Raw genomic sequence first — 13,462 nt, 5'->3', positions numbered from 1 at the left:
GTCAGGGGTAAAAGTACGGAGGAATTTCATGACCGAAGAGCTCATTTTGGACCTTTTGACCAGTAATATCATCTACATTCTGGCCGCGATCTTCCTGATCCTGGTCATCCTCAAGGGGGTACGCATCGTCTCGCAATCCGAAAAGCACGTTGTCGAACGCTTTGGCCGCCTGCATTCGGTTCTGAACCCCGGCATCAACTTTGTCGTGCCCTTCCTCGACGTGGTCCGCCACCAGATTTCCATCCTCGAACGCCAGCTTCCGACGGCAAGTCAGGACGCCATCACCAAGGACAACGTCCTCCTGCAAGTGGAAACATCCGTCTTCTATCGCATCACCGAACCGGAAAAGACCGTCTACCGCATCCGCAACGCCGATTCTGCCATCGCCACCACCGTGGCCGGCATCGTACGCGCCGAGATCGGCAAGATGGACCTCGACGAGGTTCAGGCCAACCGCTCGCAACTGATCTCGACCATCAAATCCGCCGTCGAAGACGCCGTGGATGACTGGGGCATCGAAGTGACCCGCGCGGAAATTCTTGATGTGAACCTCGACAAGGCCACACGCGAAGCCATGCTGCAACAGCTGAACGCCGAACGCGCCCGCCGCGCACAGGTCACCGAGGCCGAGGGCCAGAAACGCTCGGTCGAACTTCAGGCCGACGCCGAACTCTACGCCGCCGAACAGGCCGCCAAGGCCCGCCGCGTTCAGGCCGACGCCGAAGCCTATGCCACCGAAGTCGTCGCCAAGGCCATTGCAGAAAACGGCATCGAGGCCGCCCAGTATCAAGTCGCGCTGAAACAGGTGGAATCACTGAATGCTCTGGGCAACGGCAACGGCAAACAAACCATCGTTGTTCCGGCCGCCGCCCTCGAAGCCTTCGGCGATGCCTTCAAACTCCTGAAGGGAGGTGCCTAATGTCCGGCATCATGACAACGTGGTGGGTCTGGATCGCCGCCGCCCTTGGTCTTGCGATCCTCGAAGTTCTGGCGCCGGGTTTCGTGTTTCTCGGCTTTGCCATCGGCGCGGCCATCGTCGGCCTGATGCTTCTGGGGCCGGCCCAGCTCCTGTCGGTACCGGTCCTGATCCTGATCTTCGCGGCCCTGTCCCTGATCGCATGGCTGGTCCTGCGTCGGGTCTTTGCCCTTCCCGGCAGCAAACCCAAGACCTTCGATCACGACATCAACGATTAACCCTTTCTAATAGAGCTTCCTGAAACCGCGCCCCACTGGCGCGGTTTCTTCGTGTTTCGTCCAAATCGCACCTCCGCAATACCTCCGTAATACCGACGTAATACCGACATCGTTTTTTTCGCCCTCTGGACCTTGCGAATGATAAATCCTATATGTTCGCTCAGGAATGATGCAGGATACCCCAATGACCCACGCAACGGATCCCGTAGAAGGCACACCGCTGATCGCCCCGTCGACCACCGACCACCCGCTTCACGAAGCGCTGGTCGAGGCATGCCGGAGCGTCTACGACCCCGAGATCCCGGTAAACATCTACGACCTCGGACTGGTCTATACCATTGAGGCCAATGACGAAAACGACGTGAACGTCATCATGACCCTGACCGCGCCGGGCTGTCCGGTTGCGGGCGAAATGCCGGGCTGGGTTCAAGAGGCCTGCGCCGGTGTCCAGGGCGTTCGCACCGTAACCGTCGATCTGGTCTGGTCGCCGCCGTGGGGCATGGAAATGATGTCTGACGAAGCCCGCCTCGAGCTGGGTTTCATGTGATCTGTCAACGTGTTGAGAAGGAAAGCTGATGTTTGGCATTCCCGGAAAACAAGCTGTAACCATGACCTCTGCCGCTGCGGCGCAGATTTCAAAACTGATGGCCAAGGAAGGCCACGCAGGACTGCGCATCGGCGTCAAGAAAGGCGGCTGCGCCGGCATGGAATACACCATGGAATACGTCGAGACGACCGACCCGCATGACGAGGTCGTCGAACAGGACGGCGCGCGCATCATGATCGCACCCATGGCCCAGATGTTCCTGTTCGGCACCGAAATCGACTACGAGGTTTCGCTGCTTGAGGCCGGTTTCAAGTTCAACAACCCGAACGTCACCGAGGCCTGCGGCTGCGGGGAATCGATCAAGTTCGAGGGCATGTAAGCCCCTGACCGCCAAACGGTTTCCGGAAACAAAGTACACTTCAAAGGCGCCCCACGGCGCCTTTTTCGTTTGCGCCCTGCCACCAATCCACCGACGCGACGCACAGCGCCCTTGACGCGCCCCTCCCAACCCACGAAAACAGGGCCGAAATCAACTCATCAGGGGAATGACATGCGGCGCAAACTGGCAGCAGGCAACTGGAAAATGAACGGCCTCAAGGCCTCTCTCGCAGAACTCACCGCCCTCGCCGCCGCCCCTGCCCCAAGCCAAACCGACCGCCTGATTTGTCCGCCGTTAACCCTTGTCGCGCAAGCTGCCGGGGTATCCGGAGGAATCGCGATTGGCGGTCAGGATTGCCACACTGCCACCTCAGGCGCCCACACCGGCGACGTTTCGGCGGAAATGCTGGCGGACGCGGGTGCCACGTCGGTCATCGTCGGCCACTCCGAACGCCGCGAGGACCACGGCGAAACCGACGCGCTTGTGCGCACCAAGGCCGAGGCCATCTGGGCCGCTGGTCTGACGTCGATCATCTGCCTTGGCGAAAGCCTGGCCCAACGCGAAGCGGGCGAAACCCTGGACGTGATCGGCACCCAGCTTGAGGGCTCGACCCCGGACGCCGCCACAGGCGCAAACACCGTGATCGCCTATGAACCCATCTGGGCCATCGGCACAGGCCTGATCCCCACGCTCGAGCAGATTGCCGAGGTGCATGATTTCATCCGCGCCAAGCTCGTCGCGCGGTTCGGCGAAGACGGCAACGCGATCCGCATTCTTTATGGCGGGTCGGTAAAGCCCTCAAACGCCACGGAAATCTTTGCGGTTTCGAACGTCGATGGCGCGCTGGTCGGAGGCGCAAGCCTCAAGGCCACGGACTTCCAGGCCATCATCGACGCACTCGACGCGGCCTGATCCGGCACCGCATTCCCACAAAGCAAAACGGCCCCGGAAAACTCCGGGGCCGTTTCTTTTACTCGTACCCAATCTACTTGGTAATGATCTCTGGTCCCATGAAGGTGTTCGGCAGGAACGTCGACAGCCACGGGATGTAGGTCACCATGATCAGGAAGACGAAGAGCACGGCCAGGAACGGCAACGCGGCCCGCACAACGCTCATCATCGGCATTCCGGCCACACCGGAGGTCACGAAGAGGTTCAGCCCCACCGGTGGCGTGATCATCCCGATCTCCATGTTCACCACCATGATGATACCAAGGTGAATCGGGTCGATACCCAGTTCGATGGCAATCGGGAACACCAGCGGTGCAACGATCACGAGAAGACCCGAAGGCTCCATGAACTGCCCGCCGATAAGCAGAATGATGTTGACCACGATAAGGAACATGACCGGGCCAAAACCCGCCGAAAGCATCGCACCCGCAATATGCTGCGGCACTTGCTGTTCAGTCAGAACATGCTTCAGGATCAACGCGTTGGCGATCACAAAGAGCAGCGTGACAGTCAGCTTACCGGCTTCAAACAGGGTGTGTTTGGTGTCGGGGTGGATCCACGCCGTGAACAGGGCAATCGGCTTGCGCAGCAGGTTGCTTTTCTGTCCGCCATTCGCACCTTCCGACAGCGGACCCATGTCCTTGTAGATGAAGGACGCGATCAGGAAGGCATAGACAGCCGCAACAGCCGCCGCTTCTGTCGGCGTAAAGATACCACCATAGATACCACCAAGGATGATGACGATCAGGAACAGGCCCCAGCCCGCTTCGCGGCCAGACTGTACGATTTCACCAACGCCTTGCCATTCGCCTTTCGGCAGGTTCTTGACCTTGGCGATCACGTAGATCGTGATCATCAGCATCAGACCGGCCATAAGGCCCGGAATGACGCCCGCAAGGAACATGCGACCAACCGAAACTTCAACGGCAGCGGCGTAAACAACCATCACGATCGACGGCGGGATCAGGATGCCCAGCGTACCCGCGTTACAGATCACACCAGCGGCAAACTCTTTCGAGTAGCCCACCTGACGCATCCCCGCGATCACGATCGAACCGATCGCCACAACCGTTGCCGGAGAAGAGCCTGAAAGGGCTGCAAACATCATGCAGGCAAAGACGCCAGCAATTGCCAGACCACCGGGAAGGTGCCCCACACAGGCAATCGAGAACCGGATGATCCGCCGCGCAACGCCGCCTGTTGTCATAAAGGACGATGCCAGGATGAAGAACGGGATCGCCAAAAGGGTAAAGTGCCCTTCAAAGGCTTCGAAAAGAGTACCTGCAACCGACGCAAGCGTCGCGTCCGAGAAGAACAACAGGAACAGGATCGAGCTCAGGCCAAGGCTGACCGCGATCGGCACGCCGATCAGCAACAGGCCGATGACCATGCCAAAAAGAAGTACCACGTCCATCAGTCATGCTCCCCTTGAAGTGCACGCACTTCTTCAATCTCGTCTTCGACCTCATGGCTCGCCACCAGACGGTCGGTTTCCCCACGCCAGATCTGGAGACCGGCCTGAATGAAGCGGAACAAGAGAAGCGCCATCGAAACCGGCAACACCAGATAAGGCACGACCTTTGGCAGTTTCTCGTATTCATCGCCGTAGTTGATCAAGTCTTCGAGGAAACGCAGGAAGCCGACCATCGGCACGTCCTGAACTTCATAGAAGCTTTGCGAGCGGAATTTCTCTGCAAATCCAGTGGGGAACCAGCGCCCCGTTGTCGGCGGCAGATCCGCGAAAACAGCCCAGTAATCATAGGCGCCCTTGACCATGAACACCGCGAACAGCAGGCAGGCTGCCACGGAAATCAGGCCCAGCACGCGGGCGACGGCGGGCGATACCATGTTCAGGATCGCATCCACGCCCAGGTGGCTGTGCTTTTTGACTGCGTATGACGCGCCCAGCAGGACCAGCCAGCCGAACAGGAACACGGTAAGTTCCAGCGCCCACAGAATGTTAGAATTGAACCCGAACCGGGCAATGACGTTGGCGAATGTGATCACCGTCATCAGCCCCAGGAGGATCGCGATCAGCGTCTCCTCGATCCGGTCCACAAAGCTATGCTTGTGTTGCATGTCCTCATGTCCCCGATTTTTGTTGAAAAAAGGGCGGACTCGTTGGCCCGCCCATAGTGTGACGCCCCGATTGCCGGGGCGCCGACGCGATTACATGGACGCGTTGATGGCTTGCGCCGCGTCGATGTTTTCTTGACCCACGTCTTTCGAGAACTTGTCCCAGACCGGACGCATTGTGTCGACCCACTCCTGGCGCTGCTCGGCGGTCAGGGTGCGAATAGTGCCACCTGCATCAACGATCGACTGTTTCGCTGCGTTGTTCACAGCGGTCGATTCCGAGTTACGGACTGCGGTGACTTCGCCAAGGATGGTCAGGAACTGGTCACGCACGTCGGCGTCAAGGCTGTCCAGCCAGTCAACCGAGGTCACAACGAGGTAGTCGATGATACCGTGGTTGGTTTCGGTCACGCCGTCCTGAACTTCAAAGAACTTCTTGCCGTAGATGTTCGACCAGGTGTTCTCTTGGCCGTCAACGACGCCCTGTTGCAGCGCACCGTAGACTTCCGAGAAGGCCATTTTCTGGGGCGAACCACCAATGGCTTCCATTTGGGCAACCAGAACGTCCGAAGACTGAACACGGAACTTCAGGCCGTTTGCATCAGTCGGCGAGACCAGCGGCTTGTTGGCCGACATCTGCTTCATGCCATTGTGCCAATAGGCCAGACCTTGCAGACCGCGGCGTTGCATCGAGTCCAGCAGCGCCTGACCGTTTTCCGAAGCTTGGAAAGCGTCAACCGCGTTCACGTCCTTGAACATGAACGGAAGGTCAAAGATGCGGAACTGTTTGGTGAACTTTTCGAACTTCGACAGCGAGGGTGCAGCAAGCTGTACGTCGCCTTGCAGCATCGCTTCCAGAACTTTGTTGTCATTGTAGAGGGTCGAGTTCGGGAAGACTTCCATGCAGGCCTTACCGTTCATCTCGTCGTTGACGCGCTGTTCAAGCAGCGAGGCAGCAATGCCTTTGGGGTGCTTGTCGGTGTTGGTCACGTGGCTGAACTTGATGACGATCTCGCCTTCGTCGCAAGCGGCCTGAACGGCGGTGCCGGCAGTCACGGTAAGAGCCAGTGCGGTGGCTGCAGTTGTCAGGAATTTCATTGGTGTCTCCTCCCAGGGGTTTCCAATCCAAAAACTTTCATCCGGCCCATCACGGACCGGGACGACAAAACAGTGACAATCCAAGAAATCTCGCTCAACACTTTGTTTGAACTTTTGGCGAAGTGCCCAAAAACTGTTTGTTTTCAGTTTTTTGCCATGCGTCTCTCGCAATTCCGGCATTCGCAAAAATCAATGTTGTGCGATTTTTCGCACATCGCCCGGAGCAGTTGTGCGGAATTTCGCACAACTTTCCCTCGACGCAAATCGCAATCCCGATCAGAATTCAAGGCCACTTCGCGGCGACCAATACTTGCAAATCTCGGAATATCACGAAATAGTTGGTCGAATTCGGCACGTAAGAATGAACATTCCAAACCAACCAATTGACCTTGTCTACACCTGGGTGGACGACAGCTTTCCCGGCTATTCAGACACGCTTGCACACTATGCAGACGCCCCGCGCGACAGCGATCCCAATCGCACGCGCGACAATCTGGACACTCTTCGCTACTCGCTCAGGTCGGTCTGGCTGCATCTGCCGGATGTGCGGTCGATCTACATCTTTTCCTGCCGCCCACAGGTGCCCTCCTGGCTGGACACGAGTCACCCAAGGATCAAGCTCGTTCACCACGACGACGTTATCGCCGCGCGGCACCTGCCAACCTTCAACTCGTTCTGCATCGTTTCGCACCTTCACCTCCTGCCCGGAGTGTCCCGCCAGTTTCTCTATTTCGAGGATGACGTGCTGGCGAACTCGGATGATCTGATGGATGCAATGTATGCACCCGATGGCCGCCCATGGGTTCATCTGGAGAGCCGCAAGGTCGTCCCGCACTGCAAGCTGGACACGGCAACCGCCAGTCCGTGGAACCTGTCGCTCGCCAATGCCGACGACGCCCTGACCAAGCGGTTCGGGGCAATGACCCGCCGCCACATCATTCACGGCCCGCAAATCCTCGACTGTGACCAGATGGACCTGATGTGTCAGGAATTCTCTGATCTGGTCGAGACTACGCGCACCGCAAAGTTTCGCTCGGGCAACACCATTCCGCCCGAGTTTCTCGCCCGCCATCTGGCGCTGGAAACCGGCGCAGCCAGCCTCGCGCCGTCTGCCCTTAGCAACAAGGTTCAGGGATACGCCTCGGTCGAGAACCTCAGACTTTGGACTTGGTATCAAATCAATCGCATCAACCGGCGCAAGCCTATGAGCATCACGCTGAACGACAGCTTTGGCGACACTCCGAACCCAAAGGTGGAAACCATGGTAAAAAGACAGTTGGAATCCTGGTTTCCCAATCCAGCCCCTTGGGAATTTCCCGCCTAGCCGCCTATAGTCCGACATCCAGTATTGAAGGGATACCATTTCGGAAATGACACAAGAGCCAGCTTCGAAACACGGCATTTCCCCGCAGTCACGCCGTCACAATGACATGCGCCGAGACGCGGTAAAGGCCCACCCCGAACTTGCCGGCCTTTCCGGCCCTGATCCGCGCACGGCTTTGGCTCTGCCGATCCTTCTCGCGGTGCATTGGGGAATCGCGTGGCTGGTATCGGATGCCGGCATCATCGTCATCGGCCTCTCGGCCTTTCTGGTTGGCCAGCTCGTCTACCACTCGGCCGCGTCGCTCATCCACGAAACCTGCCACAAACTGGTGTTTCGCGAACCGCGTGCCAAACTGGGCTTTGACCTCGCGCTGGAATTCATCCTCACGTCCTACGGCAAGCAACTGATCTACCAGCATCAGCACATCACGAGCCATCATCCCTTTGTCGGAGACTACGAACGGGATTACGAACACGAAGACATCTGCGCCCTGCAGGCCAGACAACACGTCATTCGCACAACACCAAAACGCCAGCGTGCGCTGACCCTCATAACCCTCGTCATTCACTCACTGCCCTTGGGCTTCATGCTGGCAGACGTCATTCTGCCGCGACTGAACGCCTGGGCATCCGGCCGGCCGATCAGCGATCCGGTAGATCGCTTTACCGGCACCCGTCCCACATCATCGGAAATGCGCCCCTTCATCGCGGTTTCGATCCTGTCTAACATCGCGATGATTGCCCTATTGGGGCCTTGGGCTCTACTCTACCACCTGTGGTCGCTGTCTTTCTTTCTTGGAAAGATGGGCATCTCCAACCTCGGCCAGTCGCTCAGCGAACATCCCGGCACGGACGACGTCAATCCGACCCGTTCCACCTATGGCCCTATCAACTGGCTGCTGTTCAACACCGGCTACCACAACGAGCACCACAGCTTTCCGAACGTCGCCTGGACCCGCCTGCCGGCCCTGCACAGGGGGGCGCCCGAGGTCTTTCATGCCGAGGCGGCGAAATCCTACCTCGGTTGCTGGTGGGACCACGTGAAAAACGACTTCACCGCCAGCCGTGCTTTGGAAATCCACGAACACGACCAGTCCGCCCGCTGCGAAGGACGGGACACAGCCCTCAAGACCTAGCGGAAATCCTCGGGTCGCAGACCGTGTTTGGCCAGCTTGTCATAGAACGTCTTACGTGGCAGCTTCAGCGCCTCAGCCGCCGCCGCCGCACGCCCCTGCGCCCGCCGAAGCGCCTCTTGCAGCAATGACCGCTCTACCTGCGCCATCTGTTCCGCAAGGCCCAGCGCGCCTTCGGTTTCGCTTTCGTCGTGCAGGCCCAGCGCAAAGCGCATCGCAACGCTCATCAACGCGCGGGCATTGCCCGGCCAGTCACGCGCCATGATATCCGCAATCACATCCGGCGTGATCTCGGGCGCCACCAATCCAGCCTGCTCTGCCGCCTGCGCAACATAGTGGCGGAACAACACCGGAATATCCTCGGGGCGTTCGGCAAGGGACGGAATACGCACCTGCATGGCATCCAGCCGATAAAACAGTTCGCCATGCAGCCTGCCATCATCCACCGCCGCCTTGAGATTGGCGGTGCTGCCAAAGATCAGGCGCGGGTGATCCCCCTGCTCCATCAGGGTCACCAGTGCAAACTGCGTCTCCATCGGCATGGCGGTGATCTCATCCAGAAACAGACTGCCGGAAGCGGCGGCAGCCACCGCCTCCTGAAAGCGTCCGACATCCATACCCGCCGCCGAATGCTTGCCAAATGGACCCTTCGAAAGTGGCGAACACAGGTGGACAACTTCCGCGACCTTGGAAATACCGACCCCTTGCTGACCCGTGACCAGAACTTCAGCCGTGGTTCGCGCAACCGATCGCACACGACCGCGCAGGTCATTGGCAAGACCAGAGGTGCCAAACAACATCCTCGCCGCCGGATCCCCGGTTTCGAGTTGCAGCTTCAAGCGCCGGTTCTCGAGAACAAGACCCCGGGTCTTCAAGGCCCTTTCCACTACCCCGATCAGGTCTTTCGGCGCACAGGGTTTTTCAAGAAAACCGAAAGCCCCTTTGCCCATCGCAGAGACGGCCATCGGAATATCGCCTTCTCCGGTCAGAAGGATCACGGGCAACTCCGGGTCGACATCCTGCGTATAGGTTAAAAGATGGAAACCGTCCCGCCCTGGCATCCGGATGTCCGAAACGATCACACCGGGAAAATCACGCAGAATGTGATCCTTGGCTTCGATAAAACTGCCCGCCGCCGTCGCATCCAGATCGGCAAGCTCGATCGTCTGCTTGAGCGCCTCGCGCACATCGGCATCGTCGTCTACTACAAGAACCTTGGTCGTCATGCCGCCTTTTCCTCGTTCCAGGGATCAAGCTCAACCGTGAACATGGCCCCCTTCTCGGTATTAGTGCCACGGATACGCCCACCAAAGCTTTCGACAAGGCCATAAGAGATCGAAAGTCCAAGCCCCATACCTTCCGAACTGCCTACCGCCTTGGTTGAATAGAAAGGCTCGAACATCTTTTCCGGGTCTTCAATCCCCGGCCCGATGTCTCGCACGGAAACAGACAAACGCTCGGCATTTTCAATCGAGATACTGATACGCCTGTCCTCCTGCTCCATCATCGCATCAGCCGCGTTGTTGATCAGGTTCACGAAAACCTGCGCCAGACGCACCTCGCCCCCCCATGCAAGCACCGCCCCGCCGTATGATTGGGGGTTCCATTCCATCAACACCCGATCCGCCCTGAGCCTCGGCGTCGTCAACTCGACCGCCGTATTGATCACCTGCACGAGGTCCACCTTCCCCATCGGCTCGCTTTCGTTGCGGGCAAAGGCGCGCAGGTTCTTGATGATCCGCGCCATACGGGCAGCCATCTCGGAAATCCGGCTCAGGTTATCCGAGGCCACCTCATCCTTGCCACGTTGCAGGAACAAGGCCCCGTTCTCGGCAAACTGGCGGATCGCCATCAGGGGCTGGTTGAGTTCATGGCTGATACCCGCCGACATCTGCCCCAATGCGCTCAGCTTCTCGGCCTGAACAAGCTCCTCCTGCGCCTTCTTCAACGCCTTCTCGGCTTCCTGACGCTCCGTGATCTCGCGGCGCAGCTGAACGTTGGTCTCCGAAAGGGCGCGGGTACGCATGGCAACGCGTTCTTCCAAAATCGCATTGGCTTCGGCAAGGACCTGTCTTCGCTGCATCGCCTGATAGAGAAAGACCCCAAAGGCCAGGATCAACGCTGCAACAACAGCAGCCTGCAACCCGGCAAGTCTTTGCGCAGGGGAAACATCAATCACCGCCTCTCCGATCAGGTCGATGATCGGCAGCGGTTGAACAAGGTGCAGACCCCGCTTGGGCACATAGTCCCCCCAATCCAGTCTCCAGAGTTCATGGCCCGCCTGCGTATAGGCCCTGAACGGCGGCGCTGCGCCTCTTGGTGGCACCAGCCCGACATCGCCATCACGCCGCTCCCAGAGCAACAATTCAGAGCGGTTGGTGATGAAAACAAGCCCGGCCTGATCCACGAAGAACACCGCGGGACCGTCCCCTCGCCAGTTGTCCTCCACGTCAGCTACATCAACACTGACAATCAGCACGCCCTGCACATGCCCGTCAGCGGCAAAGCTCGGGGCGGCATAAAAGAACGCCCGCCTACCATCCTTGCTCGACACACCATGATGCGTCCCAAGGGCACCGTGCATCGCGCGCATGAAATAGGGCGTTTTCACAAGCGACTCGTCCGGCCCTTCAAAGGCAGACACAAGCACCCGCCCATTGATATCGGCGAACATGATATTCAACGCGGTCGTCTTGTCGGCGGCATCCAGAAGCAGCATCCGCGCATCCCTGGCGCTACCCCGCCCCTCTACAAGGTCCGTCAGCACCGGGTGCGAGGACATCAGAACCGCAAGCTCCTGATACCGCTGAAGCTGCGCCGTAAGCCTGTCCGCCGCAAGAGCGAGATCAGACTCGCCCTGTTCGACAAGCTGCGTCAGCGCCTGCCTGTATCCCAAGCGCCAAACCGTCGCCGAGGCCGCCACCATGACGATGACAAACACAAGCAGAATCATGAAACGGTGGCGCATCCAGGTCTTCATGCCCCCAACCTAACAATTGCCTGCTTGCATTGACCAGCAAGTTGGAAAACATGGGCGCCATGAAAATCCTGTCCCAATCCCCGACCGACCCCGCCTTCGTGCAGAACCCCTATGCTTTTTACGAAGAGGCCCGCGCAGAAGGGTCGATGTTCTATTGGCAGGACTATGACATGCCCGCGGTGGTCTCCCATGCGCGTGTCTCGCATCTCCTGCGGGATCGAAGCTTCGGTCGCGAAGTCCCGCCGGAAATGGCCCCCGAACACCCCGCGCACCTCAAGGCCTTCTATGACATCGAAGCCCATTCCATGCTGGAACTTGAGGCCCCCCGCCATACGCGCCTTCGCAAACTTGTTCTGCGCGCCTTCACAACCCGGCGCATCGAGGCCTTGAGAACCGAGATTACCGAAACATGCCACGCGCTGATCGACAGATTTCCGGACGGCGAGTTTGATCTGCTCCCGACTTACGCAGCCCCCCTTCCTGTTGCCATCATCTGCCGTCTTCTGGGCGTCCCCGAGGACATGGGGCCACAGCTTCTGCGCTGGTCGAACGACATGGTCGCCATGTATCAGGCCCGTCGCACCCGCGAGATCGAAGATGCCGCTGCCAAGGCGTCTACCGAATTCGCCGACTATATCCGCAGCTATGTCGACCAGCGCCGCACCTCTCCGACCGAAGATCTGATCTCGGAACTGATCGCCGCCGAGGAAGAAGGCGAAAAGCTCTCTACGGATGAACTCATCACCACATGTATCCTGCTGCTCAACGCGGGCCACGAGGCAACCGTGCACACTCTGGGCAACGGCGTGAAAGCACTCCTCGAACACGGCTATGGATCAGAGGTGCTGACAACTGAAACTGTTGGCGGGACCATCGAGGAAATCATCCGCTACGATCCGCCCCTGCACATGTTCACGCGCTATGCCTATGAAGATGTCGAAATCGGTGGCCACCAGTTCAAACGCGGCGATCAGGTCGCCCTGCTTCTGGCAGCGGCCAATCGCGATCCCGGCCCCTGGGAAGACCCGGAGGTTTTCAATCCGTCCCGCCCCGTTGCCACCAACACCTCATTCGGCGCAGGCGTGCATTTCTGCGTCGGCGCGCCTCTGGCCCGCCTCGAACTGAGCATCGCCCTGCCCATCCTCTTCGACCGCTGTCCGAACCTCGCATTGGTAGGCACACCGCAATACGGCAATCTCTACCACTTCCACGGTCTCGAAGCGCTGAAGGTGAGGCCTTAGGTCTTCGGCGGCAAAAGCGGCAAGTTGGTTGTCGACTTGATCTCTTCCATCGAAAGCAGCGCGGTCACGTTGTGAACACGCACTTCCGAGATCAACGCCTGGTAAAAGGCGTCATAGGCGCGGGCATTGGCCACCCGAACCTTGAGGATATAGTCAATGTCACCTGCAAGGCGATGTGCTTCCTGCACTTCCGGGCGATCCCGCAACGCCTTGAGGAAGTCCGCCTGCCAAGACGCCTCGTGCTCGCTCGTGCGTATCAGAACAAAGAAACAGGCCTCATAGCCAAGGGCTTCGGCATCCAGAAGAACAGTCTGCTGACGGATCACGCCTGCGTCGCGCAGTTTGCGGATACGATTCCATACCGGCGTCTTGGAAGACCCGACGCGCTTGGCAATTTCATCAAGGGATTGTGAAGCGTCCCGCTGGAGCTCATCAAGAATTTTCCGGTCCAGTTCGTCAATTCGCAACGACATTCGCTTTTCCTTCAGGTTTGAGAATTTTCCTCGCCGCCGCGCAATCAGCAAGAACGATTATTCCTAT

Annotated in this window: 14 protein-coding genes; 8 read left to right on the top strand and 6 right to left on the bottom strand. The window is 58.7% G+C overall.

Annotation, left to right across the window (positions count from 1 at the left end; genetic code table 11):
* The first annotated feature begins 28 nt into the window (after positions 1 to 28).
* The 5 genes from NNA36_RS08010 (at position 29) to tpiA (ending at position 3,032) form a co-directional block, all read left to right on the top strand.
* Positions 29 to 919, top strand: a complete 891-nt coding sequence (locus NNA36_RS08010) for an SPFH domain-containing protein (RefSeq protein WP_255106089.1) — start codon at positions 29 to 31, stop codon at positions 917 to 919.
* Entirely contained in the window at positions 919 to 1,194 is a 276-nt protein-coding gene (locus NNA36_RS08005) for an NfeD family protein (RefSeq protein WP_255106088.1), read from the top strand. Before NNA36_RS08010 ends, NNA36_RS08005 begins: the two co-directional genes overlap by 1 nt.
* A gap of 184 nt (positions 1,195 to 1,378) precedes the next feature.
* Complete coding sequence (locus NNA36_RS08000) at positions 1,379 to 1,741, top strand: SUF system Fe-S cluster assembly protein (protein ID WP_255106087.1); 363 nt, start codon at positions 1,379 to 1,381, stop codon at positions 1,739 to 1,741.
* Positions 1,742 to 1,769: 28 nt separating this feature from the next.
* Entirely contained in the window at positions 1,770 to 2,120 is a 351-nt protein-coding gene (locus NNA36_RS07995) for an iron-sulfur cluster assembly accessory protein (protein ID WP_255106086.1), read from the top strand.
* 171 nt (positions 2,121 to 2,291) lie between these two features.
* Positions 2,292 to 3,032: a triose-phosphate isomerase gene (tpiA, locus tag NNA36_RS07990; RefSeq protein ID WP_255106085.1), complete on the top strand. Its 741-nt coding sequence runs from the start codon at positions 2,292 to 2,294 to the stop codon at positions 3,030 to 3,032.
* A 73-nt stretch (positions 3,033 to 3,105) separates the two neighbouring features.
* On the opposite strand, the gene NNA36_RS07985 is transcribed toward tpiA, so the two are convergent.
* The 3 genes from NNA36_RS07985 to NNA36_RS07975 form a co-directional block, all read right to left on the bottom strand.
* On the bottom strand, positions 3,106 to 4,485 hold the full coding sequence (locus tag NNA36_RS07985) for a TRAP transporter large permease (RefSeq protein WP_255106084.1): 1,380 nt from the start codon (positions 4,483 to 4,485) through the stop codon (positions 3,106 to 3,108).
* Positions 4,485 to 5,150, bottom strand: a complete 666-nt coding sequence (locus NNA36_RS07980; RefSeq protein WP_255106083.1) for a TRAP transporter small permease — start codon at positions 5,148 to 5,150, stop codon at positions 4,485 to 4,487. The genes NNA36_RS07985 and NNA36_RS07980 overlap by 1 nt, the downstream gene beginning before the upstream one ends.
* 90 nt (positions 5,151 to 5,240) lie before the next feature.
* Complete coding sequence (locus tag NNA36_RS07975; RefSeq protein ID WP_255106082.1) at positions 5,241 to 6,245, bottom strand: DctP family TRAP transporter solute-binding subunit; 1,005 nt, start codon at positions 6,243 to 6,245, stop codon at positions 5,241 to 5,243.
* A gap of 361 nt (positions 6,246 to 6,606) precedes the next feature.
* Here NNA36_RS07975 and NNA36_RS07970 point away from each other — a divergent pair, with 361 nt between their 5' ends.
* Complete coding sequence (locus NNA36_RS07970) at positions 6,607 to 7,569, top strand: hypothetical protein (RefSeq protein ID WP_255106080.1); 963 nt, start codon at positions 6,607 to 6,609, stop codon at positions 7,567 to 7,569.
* Positions 7,570 to 7,615: 46 nt separating this feature from the next.
* Positions 7,616 to 8,704, top strand: coding sequence for a fatty acid desaturase (locus NNA36_RS07965; protein WP_255106077.1), 1,089 nt, complete (start codon positions 7,616 to 7,618; stop codon positions 8,702 to 8,704).
* On the opposite strand, the gene NNA36_RS07960 is transcribed toward NNA36_RS07965, so the two are convergent.
* Complete coding sequence (locus tag NNA36_RS07960) at positions 8,701 to 9,927, bottom strand: sigma-54 dependent transcriptional regulator (protein WP_255106075.1); 1,227 nt, start codon at positions 9,925 to 9,927, stop codon at positions 8,701 to 8,703. The two genes, NNA36_RS07965 and NNA36_RS07960, sit on opposite strands and share 4 nt — an antisense overlap.
* Entirely contained in the window at positions 9,924 to 11,681 is a 1,758-nt protein-coding gene (locus NNA36_RS07955) for an ATP-binding protein (RefSeq protein ID WP_255106072.1), read from the bottom strand. Before NNA36_RS07955 ends, NNA36_RS07960 begins: the two co-directional genes overlap by 4 nt.
* 59 nt (positions 11,682 to 11,740) lie before the next feature.
* Here NNA36_RS07955 and NNA36_RS07950 point away from each other — a divergent pair, with 59 nt between their 5' ends.
* Positions 11,741 to 12,922: a cytochrome P450 gene (locus tag NNA36_RS07950; protein ID WP_255106070.1), complete on the top strand. Its 1,182-nt coding sequence runs from the start codon at positions 11,741 to 11,743 to the stop codon at positions 12,920 to 12,922.
* Here the strand turns inward: NNA36_RS07950 and NNA36_RS07945 are convergent.
* Complete coding sequence (locus NNA36_RS07945; RefSeq protein WP_255106068.1) at positions 12,919 to 13,395, bottom strand: Lrp/AsnC family transcriptional regulator; 477 nt, start codon at positions 13,393 to 13,395, stop codon at positions 12,919 to 12,921. The genes NNA36_RS07950 and NNA36_RS07945 overlap by 4 nt on opposite strands.
* Positions 13,396 to 13,462 lie beyond the last annotated feature (67 nt).

Origin of the sequence: Shimia sp. CNT1-13L.2, assembly GCF_024331145.1 — a bacterium.
Classification (GTDB): Bacteria; Pseudomonadota; Alphaproteobacteria; order Rhodobacterales; family Rhodobacteraceae; genus Shimia.
The sequence above is the reverse complement of the archived record's forward strand: the minus strand, read 5'-3'. Positions and strand labels throughout refer to the sequence as shown.

Bases quoted from the DNA above. Each gene is read 5' to 3' on its own strand.
- NNA36_RS08010 (WP_255106089.1), top strand. From the start codon at position 29: ATGACCGAAGAGCTCATTTTGGACCTTTTGACCAGTAATATCATCTAC.
- NNA36_RS08005 (WP_255106088.1), top strand. From the start codon at position 919: ATGTCCGGCATCATGACAACGTGGTGGGTCTGGATCGCCGCCGCCCTT.
- NNA36_RS08000 (WP_255106087.1), top strand. From the start codon at position 1,379: ATGACCCACGCAACGGATCCCGTAGAAGGCACACCGCTGATCGCCCCG.
- NNA36_RS07995 (WP_255106086.1), top strand. From the start codon at position 1,770: ATGTTTGGCATTCCCGGAAAACAAGCTGTAACCATGACCTCTGCCGCT.
- tpiA (WP_255106085.1), top strand. From the start codon at position 2,292: ATGCGGCGCAAACTGGCAGCAGGCAACTGGAAAATGAACGGCCTCAAG.
- NNA36_RS07985 (WP_255106084.1), bottom strand. From the start codon at position 4,485: ATGGACGTGGTACTTCTTTTTGGCATGGTCATCGGCCTGTTGCTGATC.
- NNA36_RS07980 (WP_255106083.1), bottom strand. From the start codon at position 5,150: ATGCAACACAAGCATAGCTTTGTGGACCGGATCGAGGAGACGCTGATC.
- NNA36_RS07975 (WP_255106082.1), bottom strand. From the start codon at position 6,245: ATGAAATTCCTGACAACTGCAGCCACCGCACTGGCTCTTACCGTGACT.
- NNA36_RS07970 (WP_255106080.1), top strand. From the start codon at position 6,607: ATGAACATTCCAAACCAACCAATTGACCTTGTCTACACCTGGGTGGAC.
- NNA36_RS07965 (WP_255106077.1), top strand. From the start codon at position 7,616: ATGACACAAGAGCCAGCTTCGAAACACGGCATTTCCCCGCAGTCACGC.
- NNA36_RS07960 (WP_255106075.1), bottom strand. From the start codon at position 9,927: ATGACGACCAAGGTTCTTGTAGTAGACGACGATGCCGATGTGCGCGAG.
- NNA36_RS07955 (WP_255106072.1), bottom strand. From the start codon at position 11,681: ATGAAGACCTGGATGCGCCACCGTTTCATGATTCTGCTTGTGTTTGTC.
- NNA36_RS07950 (WP_255106070.1), top strand. From the start codon at position 11,741: ATGAAAATCCTGTCCCAATCCCCGACCGACCCCGCCTTCGTGCAGAAC.
- NNA36_RS07945 (WP_255106068.1), bottom strand. From the start codon at position 13,395: ATGTCGTTGCGAATTGACGAACTGGACCGGAAAATTCTTGATGAGCTC.